Here is a 19,332-nt window from a genome sequence, read left to right as displayed (position 1 = left end):
GAAGGAGTGTTGGTTTATGGGTCAACCCTTTATTCATCCTACAGGTGTTACAATTTATAATCCGGAAAAATGTTTTAACGGTTACACCATTATGAATGCACCGGGTTTAGGCTGCGTAATTATTGACATGAATGGTAATGTTGTTCGTGTATTTAAAGATCTTCTTGGAATGCCAAATAAATTGCTTCCCGGGGTTATGTCATGGGGAGTCGTGGCAGAAGAAACGCTAAATTCGGCTATCAAGACCAAATCGACCTTATACAAGTTGATTGGGAAGGTAAGGTGGTTTGGGAATTTAATAAGAAAGAGTATATTGAAGATGAAGGCGAAGAGCCGCGTTGGATGGCTCGTCAGCACCATGACTATCAAAGAGAAGGCAACACTGTAGGTTACTATGTCCCTGGAATGGAGTGTAAAACCGCTAGTGGCAACACCTTAATTCTTTGTCATGAGAACTGCTATAACAAACGAATCTCCGACAAACAACTTTTGGATGATGTTATCATTGAAGTGGACTGGAAAGGAAATATTGTTTGGGAATGGCGTGCTGTAGATCATTTCAATGAATATGGTTTCAGCGCTGCAGCAAAATTAGCCCTCTATAAAAATCCGAACCTGCATGAAGCAGGCGGCGGAATGGGCGACTGGATGCATATTAACTCCATGAGCGTTCTTGGTCCTAACAAATGGTATGATAAAGGTGACGAACGTTTCCATCCGGATAATATTATTTGGGATGCTCGTGAATCCAATATCATTGCGATTATTTCTAAAGAAACCGGGAAAGTCGTTTGGAAAATGGGACCCGATTTTGCCGATGATCCGAAGCTTCGGAAAATTGGACAAATTATTGGACAACACCATGTTCATATGATTCCGCAAGGACTTCCCGGAGCAGGAAACATCCTTATCTTCGATAATGGCGGTTGGTCAGGTTATGGCGAACCCAGCAACGTTTCTAAAGATGGTACAAAAGTCAACATTACTGACCGTTCTCGTGTTCTTGAATTAAACCCTGTAACCATGAAAGTGGTTTGGCAAATTACGGCTAGTGAACTCATGGGTTATGGTTCACCATTAATTAACGATTATCGTTTCTATAGTCCATTAACCAGTGCTGCTCAACGTCTTCCGAATGGAAATACCTTCATTACTGAAGGAGTAGGCGGTCGTTTCTTCGAGGTCACTCGGATGAAAGATGTCGTGTGGGAATTTATCTCGCCATTTACCGAAAATTCGGCAGTGATTTACTATCGGGGTTATCGTTATCCTTACAGCTATATCCCCCAGCTTCCTGAACCCAAAGAAACGGCAATCCCCATGCTTGATATTCGTAAATTCCGTGTTCCCGGAGCAGCCGACTGTGAAGTTAAAGATGTTGTCGGGGTAGAAGGAACTCTCGGCTATCCCAAGGTTCATCAAGCCTGCGTTGCTGCAGGGGATCAGGATCTCTCCTTAAAAAATGACGATGAAGATGACGATGGTTTTACTAAATTTTAATTGATTATGATATAGGATAGTAGGACCCTGTGCTAAAAAGAGCGCCTCAGAAATCAAACTTCTGAGACGCTTCTTTCTCTATTTTGGCTTAAAAGTTGAATCGGCATAAGAGTAAATATAATGAATATGCGGTTTTAACTTAAACATTGAATGAAAATGTTTCAGGTTGAGCAGTGAAAGAAGATATAGTAGCTATTCCTTTTGTAAAGTATAAAACGGCAAAAATTCCATCATCAAGGGTATACATGGATTTTAAAGATGGGCAAGCTTCAAGTGCAAATTCTTTTACTTCACGTCGGTCATCATTTGCAACTTTTCCAGTAATACGAATCCATTGTCTTTCTTTATTCATACAACAGATTTCAACTTTGGGATTGGCTAGCATTTGCTTAAAGCATTGTTTTTTATTATTGGTTACAATATATAATTTTCCTTCGTAGATAAAGACAGCACCAAAGGGTCTGATCCTTGGTTGGTCCCCTTCTGTTGTTGCTAAGTAAAAAGTGCCGCATTCTTTTAAAAATTCTAAAGCTCTGTTCAGGATTGTTGCTCCTCTCTTTCACTTTGTAGAGTTAAAACGTTGTTTAAATTAAAAACAGAAATGGTCTGTTCCAATTGCATACCGAGGTTTTTTAAGAAATTAACCGATGCTGCAATTTCCTGAGAAGTGGCGGTCAGTTCCTCACTGCTTGCGGATATTTCCTCTGAACTTGAGGCATTTTGTTCAGCTACAGCTGCAACGGATTTTGTCTTTTCTAATATTCCTTTTATACTTTCATCAATTTGATTGAATGAAGAACTGATTTCTTTAATCGTTCCCACCATTTTCATAACAACTTGTGATATGGTGCCGAAGGCTTCATTGGTTTGTGCAAGTGCATTTTGTTGAGTCCCGACAACCGTATTTACATTATTCATCTGTTCAACAGCTTTATGGGCACCGGCTTGAATTCGATCAACTATATCGCCAATCTCCTGGGTAGCATGAGCTGAGCTTTCAGCTAACTTTCTAACTTCCTCAGCCACTACTGCAAATCCGCGTCCATGCTCTCCCGCTCTCGCTGCTTCTATTGCAGCGTTTAAAGCAAGTAGGTTCGTTTGTTCAGCAATATTAGAGATTGTGCTTAAAATGCTGCTCACTTCTTCTGATTGTTTAACTAAATCATGAATTGCCTGAGCTACATTGCTTGAAGCGGATAGAGTACTCCGCATGCTTTCATTTTGTTTCTCAACGGCTTTAAAACCGGTATTAACGGAAAAACTAGCTTTTTCGGTCCCTGCGGTTATGTCCAGAATTTGAGTATTGGCCAAATCCATGGCTTGAACAATATGATGCACAGTCTCTACAATTTCTTGAGAATGAGTGGCTTGTTCATTAGCTCCTTTGGCCATTTCTTGAATGGCTTGAGAAACGAGTTCTATAGAAGCGGAGGATTCCTGGGCTGAGGCGTTAAGCTGTTGAGCAGTACTTGAGATATGTATGGATCCTTCTTGTACTCGCTGAACTATGTTTCGCAAGTTTCCTGCCAAAGTATTTAGAGAGTGGCCTAAAATACCGATTTCTCCTTTATGGTTGTTAGTCACATTAATCGCTAAATCTCCGGTTGCCAGGACGTCCGCTTGTTTAGCTAAACTGACGATGGGTTTAGCAACTTTACGTCCGAGGAATAATGCTAAAAAGACGACGATAATTCCAGCAGTTAAAATCATCATAAGGCTGATCCTGAGAAGGTTATCACTCATGATACTGAACTCTTTTTTGGGCAGAGCAAGGACTGCAGTCCAACCGGTAGATTCTAAAGTTTTGTAAGTTGCTATTTTAGGGATACCCTGATAGGTGTATTCGTCATTTCCATTTCCACTTTTTTGTATTATCTTTTTGCCAAATAGGTTCAAGCTGTCCGAATCCGTTTGGGTAATGTCTAGATTCATAACTTGAGATTCATCAGGGTGGGCCATAACTTTACCGGATTTGTCAACGAGGTAAGTATAACCAGTTTGGCCGTAACTCGATTTGCTTATGAGTGATTTTAAAGTATCCCACTTTATACTCATTACAAGTACAGAAAACCCTTTGTCAGTTTTAATAGGGCAAGCGATACCGAAAGCTTTATTTCCAGTAGTTTTGGCAATGTTTAAACTGGTGATAAAAGGCTGTCCATTTTGGGCTGCTTTAAAATAGTCGCGATCACTGATATTGGGTTTAGCTCCCAAGGAATTTACCCCATGACCGTCACTGTCGGACCAGACTAAGGCTTCGGCATAAGGAGTATTTTCCGCTTCACGCTTTAGAAAGTCCATTACTTCATCCTTGTTTCCGGATTGAAAGACAGGATTTTTACTTATACTCTCAACGACCATGATTTTTTCATTAATCCAACTGTCTAAAGCATCTGTGGTTAATTTTAATGTGTTATTCATATTAGCCTTGGCATCTGCTTCTATTGATTTGTGGATGTAGTAATCATTAATTAGACTTAAGCAGATCAGTGGGACAAGGGCAATAACCAAGAAAAAAATAACAAACGTAGTTTCAATTTTTCCTGTTGTTTTTAGTTTCAATAGTTTTTTTTCTCCTTTTTAAAATTCCAATGGTAAACCGCGAAAAATGCAAGTATATCAAATTATAAAACGATTACCTTCGCCCGATAGTAATCTTGGCTACCTTTGGCGGAAAATTTATATTATATTCGAAAACAAAATCTCAAGTATTGTGAAATCCTTCCTTGGTTACAAGAAAGGGAAAAGAGGACAGAGAGATATTTTTTGTAATGGTAACGGTTAGATGTTATATTGAATTCGATTAAACAATATAAGAATCTGAATGCTCAAAAGGAGAAATATAGATGGACAAGATCATAGGAATAATCGCAAATAATATCGATCTTAAGCAGAGTATCGAAGAGCTATTCACCGATGATATTAAGCAAGGAAAAATAATAATCGATGTCTTAAATTCCGAAAGGATCGAAGAGCAAGGTCAGCTCTTAGAGAAAAAAGGGGCCAAAGCGATTATTGCCAGAAGCGGCGGTTATCGTCATACCATTGGTAAAGTTAGCGTTCCTGTGATTCAGTTTAAAATAAACACGCTGGATATTTTGGCTGCCCTAAAGACAGCGAGCAAACTAGGAAAGGATTTAATCCTCGTTATCTCTGATTTAGAATATTTCGATTGCGAAGAATGGAAAGACATGATAAACGCCAGGGTTATCATCGAAAAGTTTGATGCGTTAGATGCCATTGAGAGTAGGGTTATTAAGTATGCTTCTTGCCCGTTGGATGCTGTCATTGTTGGGGGCGGTATCCCTTGCAGTTTCGCTCAAAAATTTGGGCTAAAGTATGTTCCTATCACCGCCAGCAAAGAATCGATTAAGGAAATTGTTGCGTCTGCGCGAGAACTTATAGATAACCTGTATGAGCAAAAATATCAAAATGAAGTGCTGAAAAAAACGTTGGATGGAGTTCATGACGCGGTTGTGGCTATTGATCGGGAAGACAATATTATCCTCTACAATGAAAGGGCAAGAGAAACGCTTAAAAAAGACAGGCAAGATGTAATAGGCAGGAATTTAGTGGAGGTCTTGCCTGAACTAAGCTTTATGGCTGATGTTTTAAATACGAAAGTAAATAGAACGAACGAAATCATTAATTTAAAACGAATTGTTATCGCAGCAAATACCTCTTTGTTAGAAGTGGATGGATATGTGCTTGGGGCTCTTTGTTCGTTTCAAGATATAACAAAACTTCAAAGCTTAGAGAAAAAGATTCGGTATGAACTCAATAAAAAGGGGCTTACGGCAAAGTATCACTTTGAAGATATTATTGCTTATGATCCTGTAATGAAAGATACGATGTCAAAAGCTGTAAAGATAGGTTTAACAGACGGCACTGTGATGATCTATGGGGAAAGCGGCACAGGCAAAGAAATGATCGCGCAAAGCATTCATAATATCAGTTCCAGAAAAAATGAGCCCTTTGTTGCCATTAATTGCGCTGCGCTAACGGAAAGCTTACTTGAAAGCGAACTTTTTGGATATGAAGAAGGGGCATTTACCGGTGCGAGAAAAGGGGGCAAACCGGGATTGTTTGAACTCGCTCATGGGGGAACAGTATTCTTGGATGAGATAAATAGTGTGTCTCCTGCTCTTCAAGCTAAACTTTTACGCGTTTTAGAAGAAAGAGAAATCATGAGACTTGGTTCTGATTATGTCATTCCTTTGGATGTTCGAATTATATCGGCTGCTAACGAAAGATTAGAAATGAAGATTGAGGAAGGAAGCTTTAGAAGTGACTTATTCTACCGGCTAAGCATTCTTGAACTTAATGTTCCGCCGCTTAGAGAAAGAAAAATGGATATTGTTCCGATATTCAATTACTATCTTTCAATCTTAAAGGGATCATCAAGCTTGTCCATCGACCATGAACTCGAAGAAAGGCTTAAGGCCTATCCTTGGCCGGGTAATGTTCGAGAATTGAGGAACAATGCTCAAAGATATGTTCTGTTCGGCGAACTTGAATTGAATTGCAAACTCCCTCGAAAGAATTCGGAATTGAAGGATGGAATGATTATCGATCTGAAGGAAATCAATCGATATGTAGAAGGAAAGGTTATTGACATGCTTGCCCAGGAAGGCTTGACTAAAAACGAAATCGCAAAATTATTAGGAATTAGCCGGGCTTCCTTATGGAACAAATCAAGCAAGCTAACGAAGAAAAAATAAAATCAATTCGATAATGATGTCTAAATAAATTAACTTAATGTTTAATATCTTAAACATATTTTAAGGAAACTTAATATTGAACTTGTAAGAAATGCAGGCTTTAGGCCTGCATTTCTTTTATTGCTGTTTTGGCATGCTTATTGCTTTAGAAATTAGTAAGACATAATTCTGGGCTGGATAGAAGGAGGGAGCAATTTGTTGCGAAGTTTTAATGAACTTTTTAATGCTGCTAAGAAATTGGACCAAGTAACGATTAGCGTAGCTGTAGCCCAAGAGTCAGGTGTGCTTGAGGCCGTTAAAATGGCAGAGGAAACGGGTTTGGCAAAAGCTGTACTCGTTGGTGATGAAAAACTGATAAGGACCATAATGGGCGAAGTAGGACTTTCCGAAAAGACGCCTATTATCGATGTTCCTGACCCGGATCAAGCAGCGCTTCGGGCGGTAGAACTGGTTCATGATGGAGAGGCACAGATCCTGATAAAAGGGTTAATCAATACGAGTAATTTTTTAAGAGCCGTTTTAAACCCGGAGAAGGGACTGCGCAGCGGACGAATTCTCAGTCATTTTGCAGCTTTTGAAATACCCGGAGAAAAGAAGCTTGCCTTTCATTCCGATGGAGGGATGAACATTGCCCCGGATCTTGGGCAAAAAAAGGAAATCCTCATAAATTCGTTTATAGCATTAAATGCATTAGGAATTACGAGACCTAATGTTGCCGTACTCGCTGCGAACGAACAAGTTAATCCTAAAATGCAAGCCACCGTAGATGCTGCAGCCTTAGTTGCCATGGCCCAAGCCGGTGAATTACCCGAGTGTGAGATTGAAGGACCCATGTCAATGGATGTCGCTGCAAGCAGCGAATCCGCAAAGCATAAGGGAATTGAAAGTAAAATCGCCGGCGATGTGGATCTTTTTATTTGTCCGACAGTAGAAGCTGGAAATTTAGTGGCTAAAACTTTAATGAAATATGCTAAAGCGAAGAATGCAGGAGTTATCTTAGGAGCGACACATCCTATTGTCTTAGTATCGCGTTCCGATCCTGCGGAGTCGAAACTGTATTCCTTAGCTTTAGCAGCTTTGGTAGCACAAAAATAAACTGTTATGGTCAGTGATTTCAAATAATTGAAAAAGGAGTTATACCATGAAGAAATTATTCACAGGAAATGAAGCTATTGCTCGTGGGGCTTATGAGGCAGGGGTTAAATTTGCTTCTGCTTATCCGGGAACACCCAGTACCGAAATCCTTGAAAACATAGCGCTTTATAAAGATGATATTCTGGCTGAATGGGGGACCAATGAAAAGGTTGCTTTAGAGGCGGTTTTTGGAGCTTCAATGGCTGGGGCAAGATCTATCGCATCGATGAAGCAAGTAGGAGTAAATGTTGCGGCTGACCCGCTCTTTACAATTTCCTATACAGGAATAAACGGTGGAATGGTACTTATTTCTGCTGATGAACCTGGACAGCATTCTTCCCAAAATGAACAGGATAATCGGAATTACGCAAAAGCGGCAAAGATTCCAATGCTCGAACCCACGGACAGCCAGGAATCAAAGGATATGGTCAAAGCTGCTTTTGAATTAAGCGAAACATATGATACTCCCGTGATGATAAGAATGACGACAAGGGTATGTCATTCCAAAGGGATCGTTGAATGCGGCGAGCGAACCGAGGTTGATTTTAAAGAATATACAAGAAATATACCGAAATATGTTACAGTGCCGTTTTATGCCAGACAACTAAGAGTCAAAGTTGAAGAGAGAATGAAAAAGCTTCTCGGTTTTTCAAACCAAACCGATTTTAATCGGATTGAGTGGAACGATACAAAGGTCGGAGTAATCGCTTCAGGTGGTTGCTATGCTTATGCCAAAGAAGTTTTTGGAGATTCCGTATCTTATTTAAAACTGGGATTTACAAATCCGCTTCCCGTGGAAAAAATTAGAGAATTCGGAAGTGCGGTTGCGAGAATCTATGTCATTGAAGAGAATGACCCTTATATTGAAGAACAGGTTAAAATGCTAGGCTTTAAGTGTTTTGGGAAAGATCTATTCCCTGCTTATGGAGAAATGCTCCCGGATGTCATTAGAAAGGCTGTATTCGGCAAAGCCAATCCAACCCTTGAATATGATCAAAGAAAGATTGTTTCAAGACCCCCCTCGCTTTGTGCCGGCTGTCCGCACAGAGGCTTCTTCTATGAAATCGGTAAGAGAAAGAATGTCATGATATCCGGAGATATTGGATGTTATTCCTTAGGATACGCTGAACCGTATAACGCAATGGATCATAATATCTGTATGGGTGCAAGCATAAGTGTCGGTCATGGTGCTCAACAAGTCTTTAATATGAAAGAAAATAATAAGATGAGAGTTGTTTCCGTATTAGGAGATTCAACATTCTTCCATACAGGAATAAATTCTTTAATTGACGTGGCTTACAATAGAAGCAATACAATTAACGTCATTTTGGATAACCGTATTACCGGTATGACAGGTCATCAAGAGAATCCTGGATCAGGGTATACATTACAGGGAAAAGAAACAGTAGCAATTGACATTGAAGCCTTGGTTAAGGTATGCGGTATCAAAAATGTCAGAGTCATTAATCCAAACGATCTAAAGGCTGTCAATGATGCGTTTGATTGGGCGATGAGCCTTGATGAAGCTTCGGTCATTATTACAAGATGGCCCTGTGTATTAAAAAAATTATCGAAAGAGGATAAACAGGAATTTAATAATGTCTTCAAAACAAAATGCGTGGTTAACGAGGATAAATGTATAGGATGCAAATCATGTATTAAGCCAGGTTGCCCGGCTATTTCCTTTGACAAAAGCAAAAAAAGAGCAGTTATTGATGCCAATTCATGTGTGGGTTGTGAAATTTGTCTTCAAGTATGTCCAGTTAAGGCGATTGGAAAGGTGGAAGCATAAATGACAAAGAGTATTCTTTTAGTCGGAGTAGGGGGACAAGGCACAATACTTGCAAGTAAACTCTTGACAACGGGCCTCATGGAGGCCGGATATGATGTAAAAATGAGTGAGATCCATGGGATGTCACAAAGAGGCGGATCAGTTTCGTCTCAAGTAAGATATGGCGATAAGGTTGAATCTCCGGTGATTGAAATCGGTGGAGCGGATATGCTGGTATCTTTCGAGAAGATGGAAGCGTTAAGATGGCTGGAGTATTTAAAACCCGAGGGAAAGGTTGTCGTTAACGATTATGAAATAGCATCTATGCCCATTATCACAGGAAAGGCAGATTATCCGACAGGCATAATCGAAGAGCTTTCCGGCAAGGCTCAAACAACAGTTATCGATGCTGCCAGACAAGCGGAAGAGTTGGGAAATCCAAAGGTTATGAATGTTATTTTGCTGGGTACGATTATCCAAGCGATGAAACTTAACGATATTGATTGGACAAAAATTATTAAAGATAATGTTAAACCTCAGTTTGTTGACTTAAATCTTAAAGCGCTCGAGGTAGGAATGAATTTGGCTTAAAGGTATAAATAAACTTCAGATGGAGTACTAGGCTTCATCTGAAGTTTTGTTAAATAAATGTAAAAAATAGAAGGATATAGAAGATATGAAAAGAGGGGACTATTTGTGGGCGATAGCCTTGCTGATATGGATCATCATCTTGACCGTGCCTGCTTCAAGGACGGTATTTATGACGGCGACAGAGGCACATCCTTATGCAGGAGGATTCATTAAGTTCGCTATATTGGCAACTATGGGTGACTTACTGGGAATAAGGATTCTTCAGGGAGAGTGGAGTATTCCCAAGGGGTTGGTATACAGAGCTGTTATTTGGGGGATCATCGGCCTCATGATTACCCTTGTTTTTGTGGTCTATATGGGGGGTGTAGTTGCAGCTCAGGCTTCGGGAAAGCTTCCTTTTCAGGGTTCAATTTTGGCGCAGGCATTTTTCGGAAGCGCTATTATGAATGTTACCTTTGGACCTATGATGATGGCATTTCATCGATTCACCGACATGTTTATTGATGCCAAGCATGAGAAAAAAGGCAAAATTACGTTGAGAGAACTTATAGCGGAAAATGACTGGAATTCTTTAGTCGAGTTTAGCTGGCTTAAAACCTGTCCGTTTTTCTGGATACCCGCTCACACTTTAGTTTTCTTATTGCCCGGTGAATATAGAGTTCTTGTTTCCGCATTCTTATCGATAGCTTTGGGGGCCTTGTTAGCAATAGCAAAAAAACAAAAGCCTCTAGAGGTAGAAGCTGCAGCTTAATTTGTAATCACGATTAAAGGAGGGTGCCGGCCTATGGGGTATAAGATTCTAGCGATTAATCCGGGTTCTACTTCGACTAAAATAGCATTGTATGAAGATGATAAAGAACTATTTTGTGAAACGTTAAATCATCCTCTTGAGGAAATTGGAAAATATGACAAGGTGCAGGAGCAATTTGAAATGAGAAAGGACGTTGTCCTCTCCTGCCTAAAAAAACATGGATATGATGCTGATCAATTGTCTGCTGTAGTTGGAAGAGGCGGCATGCTCCCTCAAGTAAAATCAGGAGCTTATACAGTTAATGAGAAAATGCTTGAGCGGTTAAAGAATAATCCGGCAATGGAACATGCTTCTAATTTAGGGGCCTTAATTGCCTATGAAATAGCAAATTTAGCAGGCATTTCAGCCTACATTTATGATTCTGTGAGGGTAGATGAATTTAAACCGATTGCCCGTATATCCGGTATGCCGGATATCCCTAGAACAAGTACAAGCCATGCCTTAAACACAAGAGCAATGGCCATGAAATTGGCTCAAAAATTAGGCGGAAAATACAGTGATATGAATTTCATTGTGGCTCATTTGGGTGGCGGCATATCTTTAAATGTTCATGAAAAGGGGAAATTGGTGGATGTCATCCCTGATGACGAGGGCCCATTCTCCCCTGAAGGATCGGGAAGAGTTCCCTGTAAAAGTCTTATCAATCTTTGCTTTTCCGGAAAGTATGATAAAAAAACAATGCATAAAAAACTTCGCGGGAATGGCGGGTTAAAGGCATATCTTAACACCACCGATGCCCGGGAAGTTGAGAAGATGATATTAAACGGGAACGAAGAAGCAAAACTCATCTATGAAGCCATGGCTTATCAAGTGGCTAAAGGAATAGGTGAACTTGCAACGGTAATAGAAGGGAGAGTGGACGCGATTATCCTTACGGGAGGCATTGCTTATTCGGAAATGTTAACTTCCTGGATTAAAAAGCGTGTAGAATTCATTGCGCCTGTAGAAATTATGCCCGGCGAAAATGAAATGGAATCCTTAGCCTTGGGCACATTAAGAGTACTTAGAGGGGAAGAAGAAGCAAGAGTTTATAGCGAGTAGAAAAAAGTAATGAATATTCTTTGAGCATTGGGGGACACATCAGCTTGCAAAAAAAGTGAAGGTGTCCCTTACTTAATTCCGAAGAATTAAAAATTTAACTTTTAAAAAATACTTATTGGAGGATATTTATGATATCAAATAAGGTTAAAGATAATTTGTCAAGTTCATCCTTAGTTCGAAAAATGTTTGAAGAAGGTGAGGCATTACGGAAAATTTATGGTTCGGAAAACGTTTTTGACTTTTCTCTTGGAAACCCTGATCCTGAGCCACCATTAGCTGTTAAAGAGACTTTAAAACGCCTCGTTCAGGAAGATAAACCCGGCCTGCACAGTTATATGAACAATGCTGGATATTCCGAAGTGCGGGAAAAGGTTGCTGATAATATTAATAAAGAGACTGGCCGGAATTTAACCTATCGGCATATCGTGATGACCTGCGGAGCTGGCGGTGCTTTAAACGTAGTTTTTAAAACGATTCTGAATCCAGATGAGGAAGTCATCGTTTTTACTCCCTTTTTTAGCGAATATAGGTTCTATGTGGATAACCACGGGGGGAAACTTATCGAAATTCCTTCCCTATCTGAGACGTTTGAGCCGGATCTAAATCGCTTAGAAGGAAGCATTAACTCTAAAACAAAAGCTATTATCATCAATTCTCCCAATAACCCAACCGGTGTTGTTTATAGTGAAAAAGTCCTTAAAGCGATGGCCGAAGTTCTTGAAAGAAAAGAAAGAGAACTGAATACAACAATTTATCTAATCTCCGATGAACCCTACAATAAGCTTGTCTATGACAATATTGTATTGCCTAAAGTATTAAATATTTTTAAAAACTCAATTATTGTTAATTCTTTTAGCAAATCGCATTCTTTGCCTGGAGGAAGAATCGGTTATATTGCAGTAAATGACCAAATGGATAATGTCCAGTTGCTAATGGACGGTCTGACTTTTTGCAATCGCACCCTCGGCTATATCAATGCTCCTGGAATTTATCAAAAGGTGATTAGCGAAACTCTAGATGAGGTTGTCGATAAGCAAATCTACGAAGAGAGAAGAAATATTCTTTATAATCATCTGATTAAACTTGGATTTTCCTGTATTAAACCCCAAGGGGCGTTTTACATCTTTCCAAAATCTTTAATCAAAAACGATATAGAGTTTAAAGATCGGGCGCTTAAACATAATTTGATTATCGTACCTGGCAGTGTTTTTGGGGTGCCGGGATATTTTCGTCTTTCCTATTGTGTCAGCCTTAAAACCATTGAGAAATCGCTTTCGGCCTTTGAAGCCTTAGCTAGTGAGTTTTAAAGATAGATACAAAAATAAGGATGGTTTCAAATTATGATTATAGAAAAGTTAAAGAAAGAGGATATTCTAGATTTGTTAGAATTATATAGTACTCTTATCCCATTTAAGATTTTCATTGACAAATCATTTGAAACATATAAAAAAATGTTAATGGATGAGAATTATTTATTATTAGTTGCCAAAGAAGATAATAGAGTTCTTGGTTCTGCACTTGGTATATGTTGCAAAGGTTTGGTAGTGTCTTTTTTAGTAGTTGAAGATGTTATTATTAAAGAAGGGCTAAGAGGAAAAGGAATTGGGAGAAAATTAATGGAGTCCCTTGATGAATTTGCTAAAAGAAAACAATGTGCTTATGCAATTCTTGTATCATCTGGTTTTAGAAAAGAGGCGCATAAATTTTATGAAAATGTTGGTTTTAAAGATTCTGTGCAAGGTTTTCGAAAAATCTATTAGTGGTTAAAAATAATATTTTCAGCAAACCGTTAATAAGACTCTGACAGCTGAAAACAAATGTTCTGTTTCTGGCGATCTATTATTCGGTCTTAAGAAGAATTTGATCAACGCGAATGACAACGGGTTCTCCTTCAAAAGTGACTTGGTACGCCCTAATTAAAAAATAGAGGATTTACGACTTGTAAATCCTCTATTTTTCATTAAAAATTTCTTTTAGTATTTTAACATCTTTAACGATAATAAGATGCGTATGGTCTTCTAACGCTTGGAGTTCTTTCAAATGTTTTAGGACTTGGTTGACTGTAACCCGATGCATTCCCAATGTACTAGCTATATCTTCTTGAGTAAGAGGAATAGTTGAGTCTTCTTTTTTGTCTTTAAGGATATGTCCTTGGTACAGAAGGTAAATTAATTTAGCTACACGAATTAGAGGTTTACTAAAAACACAATCTTCAACTTGTATAGATAAAATATGAACTTTTCGCGATAGTGTTCTGATAATGGACAATGTAAGATCGGGGAATTTTGGAATTATTTCTTGTATTATCATATCCTTAGGAAAAATGTATACTTCGCAATCTGTAATGGCAAGAAAGTTATAGTCACATGGTTTCTGGTTAAAAAAGGCTGTCTCACCAAAAATACAGCCGGCTTCAATATACCAAAGAATTTTTTGATTTCCTGAAGGACTTATTGCAACTGTTTTGATTCGTCCCTTGTTCAAATAATAGATACAATCAATTTGTTCACCACTGTGTATGATTATTTCTTTCTTTTTAAATTGTTTAACAATACCATGTATAGCAGGGGTATTCCACTCAGCATGTGGGCTTGTGTATATCCAAGGAGAACCTAATAATTCGAATTTTGTTGAACATTCATCCAAGAAAATCCCCCCCGACCTGATCTTGTTGACTTTGTTATTTTCGCCACAAAGATACCATACTTTTTAAAGTTAATCAATCTTTATTTAAATTTTCAAAAAGACAAAAAATATACAAATAATTTTTAAAGATGTTAATTGGACAACAGATTTTAAAAAAGTCAAATAATATAATCGTGTTAGAAGGTAACCATGCATGGAACTGTATTCTGCTAATTAGCGGAATGATTCCTTCTACTGATAAACTTATTTGAACAAAGGTGTATGATTTAAAGCTTTAAAGAAAGGAAGAATAAACAGGTTATTATAGGTAAGACACTACAACTAAATACGCATTTGTAGAAATACCACAATTTAGATTTCCCGTGTTGAATTTTGCAACTGAATGGAGAGGTCTATTATGATTACTGATGGTAGTTCAAGAAAACCAGGGTTAATTGAAGCTGTCGTGGCATTTGTGATCCCAGTGCTAATTATTCTTTGGGGTACGGTTGTTGCAAAGTTGCCCGCTATTCTTCCGTTAATAATTGCAACGGCTATTGCTTGTTTATTTGGAAAATACTTAGGTTATTCTTGGAAGGATTTACAAGAAGGAATGTTTGATTCTATATACCGAGTTCATATTGCTATTTTTATTCTAATAGCTGTAGGTATGTTGGTTGGCGTTTGGATTCTTGCTGGTACTATTCCAACTATCATCTACTGGGGCCTGAAAATCATATCTCCGTCTAGTTATCTGGTTACAACTTTTATATTGTGTATTGTTGCTTCAACTATGACCGGAACGTCATTTGGCACTATGGGAACAGTGGGCATTGCTTTGATGGGTGTTGGTCAGGCACTTGGTTATCCGCTTCCGTTAGTAGTGGGGGCTATAGTTTCAGGAGCTTATTTTGGGGATAAGATGTCCCCGGCATCTAGTTCAACAAATATTGCTTCTTCTGTTTGCGAAGTAGACTTATTCAGCCATATTGGTTCGATGATGTGGACCACAATACCGGCTGCTGTAGTAACAGCTATCATTTACGCTTTAATGGGTATGAACCATAATGGCGGAAGCAATTTAGGCGGGGATATCACAACTATCCTTCAAACACTTAACGCAACTTTTAATCTTTCGCTATGGACCTTAGTTCCGCCTTTGTTATTAATAATTCTAGCTTATCGTCGAATTCCAGCGGTTCCTCTTATTACGTTATCTGTTGTTCTTGGAGCGATAGTTGCATTGATATTCCAAGGACAATCAATAATTGCGATTTTTAACTCGGCAGTGAATGGTTATGTGGGTCACACCGGTGTGAAACAATTGGACAATTTACTGAGCCGTGGAGGGATTAATAGTATTACGAGTACGGTAATGTTATTGATTGCAGCAGTTTCTTTCGGCGGAGTGTTAGAAAAGACGAGGATATTGGAAGTTATCGTTGATGCAAGTTTAAAATGGGCTACCAATACCGGCCGACTTATTATTGCAGTTTTGTTTGCAAGTTACATCATGTTAATTGGTACGGGGAGTCAATCCGTTACAATGATTATTCCCGGACGTGCGTATGCTCCTGTATTTAGAGAAAGAGGATTGCACTTGCGAGTTCTTTCCCGAACAGTGGAAGATGGCGGATGCATTGCAAGCCCCCTTGTACCTTGGAGTGTACATGCTTTCTATATCTTAGGTGTGCTTGGAGTCAGTGCTTATGAATTTGCACCCTATGCGTTTATGTGCTGGATTGTTCCGATATTCTCAATAACTTATGGATATACGGGTTTTGCCATATGGCGGTCGGACAATTCACCGGTTCGTAAGCCTGTAATTGGGGCGAAAGCTTAACTTGGTTCAAAGCTAAAGTAGCCTTAGTTTAAGGGAATGTTGATTGATCTTTCTGCACATTAAGGAATAAGTCATAGAAGAACGTTAAGGAATGGGTAAAATCAAAACGTAATTAAAATCATAAGGAGAGAAAAGTCGATGTCAAAATGTGAAAAAGATCAAGTTTATAGTATTTTTGAACAAATGGAGAAATATGGTCATCAACAATTGGTTTTTAACTATGATAAAACTACTGGACTTAAGGCTATTATTGGTATTCATGATACAACTTTAGGTCCCGCTTTAGGCGGATGCCGGATGTGGAATTATGAAAGCGAACAAGACGCAATCACTGATGTACTTCGTCTTTCACGCGGTATGACCTATAAGTGTGCGATTTCTAATGTAATGTGTGGCGGTGGTAAAACCGTTATTATCGGTGACGCTAGAAAAGATAAATCGGATGAGCTTTTCCAAGCTTTAGGAACATTTGTTGAAACCTTAAAGGGACGCTTCTGGACAGGAACTGATGTTGGAACTGTAGGTATGGACTTTGTTTCCGCAAACAAACAAACTAAATACGTAAATGGATTACCTGAAGAGTATGGAGGCAGTGGAAATTCGGGGATTATTACCGCATTTGGTGTATACCGGGGTATGAAAGCAACTGCCAAAGCAGCTTTTGGAACGGATTCCTTAAAAGGATTAACCGTTGCAGTCCAAGGTCTCGGTAAAGTTGGTAAAGTTCTTACTCAGCATCTGCTCGATGAAGGGGCAAAGGTTTTTGCTACTGATATTTTTGAAGATAATGTGAAGGCAGTAAAAGAAGCACATCCGGAAGTTACAATGGTTAAGCCTGATGAAATCTTTAGTGTAAAATGTGATATTTTTTCCCCAAATGCCTTAGGTGCAATTATCAACGACGAAACAATTCCTCAATTGACGTGTAAAGCTATTTGTGGTGCTGCAAACAATCAGTTAGCTGAGCCCCGCCATGGTGATAAATTACATGAAATGGGTATCTTCTACGCACCGGATTATGTAGTCAATGCGGGTGGACTTATTGCAGTAGCGGATGAGTTCCATGGGTTCAATAAAGAACGTGCATTTAAAAATACAAGCCTGATTTATGATACAATGAGCCGTATTTTTGAAGTTTCTAAGAAGGAAAACAAACCCACCTATCTTGTGGCTGATCTTCTTGTTGAGGAAAAACTAGATAAGGTAATGCGTTTACAAAATAAATTTACTGTTTAAAGGAAAATATTAAACACTATTGCCAGTTTTGCATCAGGTATGCAACTAATTATTCCGACAATTTTTGCCGGAATAATTAGTTGCCGGTGTTTACGGCTTTGCGGCTGTTATTGATGTTATTGTAGAGTAAGGAGTGTTGTTAAAATGGGTCAGCCCTTTATTCATCCTACAGGTGTTACAATTTATAACCCGGAAAAATGTTTTAACGGTTACACCATTTTGAATGCACCCGGTTTAGGCTGCGTAATTATTGACATGAATGGTAGAGTTGTTCGCGTATTTAAAGATCTTCTTGGAATGCCAAATAAATTGCTTCCCGGGGGTTATGTCATGGGAAGTCGTGGCAGAAGAAACGCTAAATTCGGCTATCAAGACCAAATCGACCTTATACAAGTTGATTGGGAAGGTAAAGTGGTTTGGGAATTTAATAAGAAAGAGTATATTGAAGATGAAGGCGAAGAACCGCGTTGGATGGCTCGTCAGCATCATGACTATCAAAGAGAAGGCAACACTGTAGGTTACTATGTACCTGGAATGGAGTGTAAGACCGATAGCGGCAACACCTTAATCCTTTGCCATGATAACTGCTATAACAAACGAATCTCTGACAAGCAACTTTTGGATGATGTTATCATTGAAGTGGACTGGGAAGGAAATATTGTTTGGGAATGGCATGCTGTAGACCATTTCAATGAATATGGCTTCAGCGCTGCAGCTAAACTAGCCCTCTATAAAAATCCGAACCTGCATGAAGCGGGCGGCGGAATGGGCGACTGGATGCACATTAACTCCATGAGCGTTCTCGGCCCTAATAAATGGTACGATAAAGGCGACGAACGTTTCCATCCGGATAATATTATTTGGGATGCCCGTGAATCCAATATTATCGCTATCATTTCTAAAGAAACCGGTAAAGTTGTTTGGAAAATGGGGCCTGATTATGCCGATGATCCGAAACTTCGAAAAATCGGACAAATTATTGGGCAGCATCATGTTCATATGATTCCTCAAGGACTTCCCGGAGCAGGAAACATTCTTATCTTTGATAATGGCGGTTGGTCAGGTTATGGCGAACCCAGCAATATATCTAAAGATGGAACAAAAGTCAACATCGCTGACCGTTCCCGTGTTCTTGAATTAAACCCTGTAACCATGAAAGTGGTTTGGCAACTTACAGCAAGTGAACTTATGGGTTATGGTTCACCACTAATTAATGATTATCGTTTCTATAGTCCATTGACCAGTACTGCTCAACGTCTTCCGAATGGAAATACCTTCATAACCGAAGGAGTAGGCGGTCGTTTCTTCGAGGTTACTCGGATGAAAGATGTCGTGTGGGAATTCATCTCGCCATTTACCGAAAATCCGGCAGAGGTTTACTATCGGGGTTATCGTTATCCTTACAGCTATATCCCCCAACTTCCTGAACCCAAAGAAACGGCAATCCCCATGCTTGATATTCGTAAATTCCGTGTTCCCGGAGCAGCCGACTGCGAAGTTAAAGATGTTGTCGGGGTAGAAGGAACTATCGGCTATCCCAAGGTACATCAAGCCTGCGTTGCCGCAGGGGACCAGGATCTCTCTTTAAAAGATGACGATGATGATGACGGTTTTAATTTGTTTTAATTTATGAGATGGAACGAGTAAAGGAATGGCCGCAAGTACATGAAGTGCTTCGACCACTCCTTTCTCAATTAAAGGAGCAAAGAAATATGCCGCTGGAAAAATTAAATGCTGACCAGTTTGAAAAGGCTATTTATGATAGCCAAGAACAATGCTTAGTTATATTCTCAAGAAAAACATGTCACGTTTGTCAGGGCGTTGTCCCAGTTCTGGAAGATCTTCAACAACAGTATAAGGGTAAGTTTGGGTTCTATTATGTGGATGTAGAAGAAGATAAAGATTTATTCCAAAGATTCTCCCTGAAAGGTGTTCCTCAGATTCTCTTTTTTAAAGACGGCGAATATCAAGGCAAAATGGCGGGTGCTGCTGAAGAGGAACAAGTCGTGGATAAAATTACAGAAGTCCTTGAATTATAATCATAAAAGATGCTTACAGA

The 19,332-nt window shown here is 39.2% G+C and carries 15 protein-coding genes and 1 pseudogene; 13 read left to right on the top strand and 3 right to left on the bottom strand.

From position 1 onward, the window contains the following. The first annotated feature begins 16 nt into the window (after window positions 1–16). Window positions 17–1,500, top strand: a pseudogene (locus ACHOLT_RS19900) (aryl-sulfate sulfotransferase). A gap of 139 nt (window positions 1,501–1,639) precedes the next feature. Here the strand turns inward: ACHOLT_RS19900 and ACHOLT_RS19895 are convergent. Together ACHOLT_RS19895 and ACHOLT_RS19890 are read right to left on the bottom strand one after the other, a co-directional pair. Beyond that, the gene (locus ACHOLT_RS19895; RefSeq protein ID WP_425808191.1) at window positions 1,640–2,041 is read right to left on the bottom strand and encodes a pyridoxamine 5'-phosphate oxidase family protein; all 402 of its coding nucleotides are present in this window, start codon (window positions 2,039–2,041) and stop codon (window positions 1,640–1,642) included. Further along, window positions 2,038–4,062, bottom strand: coding sequence for a methyl-accepting chemotaxis protein (locus tag ACHOLT_RS19890; protein ID WP_425804277.1), 2,025 nt, complete (start codon window positions 4,060–4,062; stop codon window positions 2,038–2,040). Before ACHOLT_RS19890 ends, ACHOLT_RS19895 begins: the two co-directional genes overlap by 4 nt. A gap of 284 nt (window positions 4,063–4,346) precedes the next feature. Between ACHOLT_RS19890 and ACHOLT_RS19885 the strand changes: the two genes are divergently transcribed. The 8 genes from ACHOLT_RS19885 to ACHOLT_RS19850 all read left to right on the top strand — a co-directional run bounded on the left by ACHOLT_RS19885 (window position 4,347) and on the right by ACHOLT_RS19850 (window position 13,329). Next, complete coding sequence (locus tag ACHOLT_RS19885) at window positions 4,347–6,221, top strand: sigma 54-interacting transcriptional regulator (RefSeq protein WP_425804275.1); 1,875 nt, start codon at window positions 4,347–4,349, stop codon at window positions 6,219–6,221. A 195-nt stretch (window positions 6,222–6,416) separates the two neighbouring features. After that, complete coding sequence (locus ACHOLT_RS19880) at window positions 6,417–7,316, top strand: phosphate acyltransferase (protein WP_425804273.1); 900 nt, start codon at window positions 6,417–6,419, stop codon at window positions 7,314–7,316. Between the two features lie 46 nt (window positions 7,317–7,362). Continuing rightward, window positions 7,363–9,147, top strand: a complete 1,785-nt coding sequence (gene iorA, locus ACHOLT_RS19875) for an indolepyruvate ferredoxin oxidoreductase subunit alpha (protein ID WP_425804271.1) — start codon at window positions 7,363–7,365, stop codon at window positions 9,145–9,147. Continuing rightward, entirely contained in the window at window positions 9,148–9,717 is a 570-nt protein-coding gene (locus ACHOLT_RS19870; RefSeq protein ID WP_425804268.1) for an indolepyruvate oxidoreductase subunit beta, read from the top strand. Between the two features lie 85 nt (window positions 9,718–9,802). Then, window positions 9,803–10,468, top strand: a complete 666-nt coding sequence (locus ACHOLT_RS19865) for a hypothetical protein (protein ID WP_425804266.1) — start codon at window positions 9,803–9,805, stop codon at window positions 10,466–10,468. Between the two features lie 33 nt (window positions 10,469–10,501). Beyond that, window positions 10,502–11,569, top strand: coding sequence for a butyrate kinase (gene buk, locus ACHOLT_RS19860; RefSeq protein ID WP_425804264.1), 1,068 nt, complete (start codon window positions 10,502–10,504; stop codon window positions 11,567–11,569). Between the two features lie 128 nt (window positions 11,570–11,697). After that, window positions 11,698–12,876, top strand: a complete 1,179-nt coding sequence (locus tag ACHOLT_RS19855; protein WP_425804262.1) for a pyridoxal phosphate-dependent aminotransferase — start codon at window positions 11,698–11,700, stop codon at window positions 12,874–12,876. 33 nt (window positions 12,877–12,909) lie between these two features. Further along, window positions 12,910–13,329: a GNAT family N-acetyltransferase gene (locus tag ACHOLT_RS19850; RefSeq protein ID WP_425804259.1), complete on the top strand. Its 420-nt coding sequence runs from the start codon at window positions 12,910–12,912 to the stop codon at window positions 13,327–13,329. 190 nt (window positions 13,330–13,519) lie between these two features. Here ACHOLT_RS19850 and ACHOLT_RS19845 read toward each other — a convergent pair whose 3' ends face one another. Then, window positions 13,520–14,215, bottom strand: coding sequence for a Crp/Fnr family transcriptional regulator (locus tag ACHOLT_RS19845; RefSeq protein WP_425804257.1), 696 nt, complete (start codon window positions 14,213–14,215; stop codon window positions 13,520–13,522). A 397-nt stretch (window positions 14,216–14,612) separates the two neighbouring features. On the opposite strand from ACHOLT_RS19845, the gene nhaC reads away from it, so the two are divergent. From nhaC to ACHOLT_RS19825, 4 genes are all read left to right on the top strand, one after another. Continuing rightward, window positions 14,613–16,037: a Na+/H+ antiporter NhaC gene (gene nhaC, locus ACHOLT_RS19840; protein ID WP_425804255.1), complete on the top strand. Its 1,425-nt coding sequence runs from the start codon at window positions 14,613–14,615 to the stop codon at window positions 16,035–16,037. A gap of 138 nt (window positions 16,038–16,175) precedes the next feature. Then, window positions 16,176–17,273: a Leu/Phe/Val dehydrogenase gene (locus ACHOLT_RS19835; protein ID WP_425804253.1), complete on the top strand. Its 1,098-nt coding sequence runs from the start codon at window positions 16,176–16,178 to the stop codon at window positions 17,271–17,273. Window positions 17,274–17,417: 144 nt separating this feature from the next. Continuing rightward, window positions 17,418–18,899, top strand: a complete 1,482-nt coding sequence (locus tag ACHOLT_RS19830) for an aryl-sulfate sulfotransferase (protein ID WP_425804251.1) — start codon at window positions 17,418–17,420, stop codon at window positions 18,897–18,899. Between the two features lie 86 nt (window positions 18,900–18,985). Beyond that, window positions 18,986–19,312 carry a thioredoxin family protein gene (locus ACHOLT_RS19825; RefSeq protein WP_425804249.1) on the top strand — a complete coding sequence of 109 codons (327 nt, stop codon included), beginning with the start codon at window positions 18,986–18,988 and terminating at the stop codon, window positions 19,310–19,312. Window positions 19,313–19,332 lie beyond the last annotated feature (20 nt).

Origin of the sequence: Desulfitobacterium nosdiversum, from assembly GCF_049860565.1 — a bacterium.
GTDB lineage: Bacteria > Bacillota > Desulfitobacteriia > Desulfitobacteriales > Desulfitobacteriaceae > Desulfitobacterium_A > Desulfitobacterium_A nosdiversum.
The sequence above is the reverse complement of the archived record's forward strand: the minus strand, read 5'-3'. Positions and strand labels throughout refer to the sequence as shown.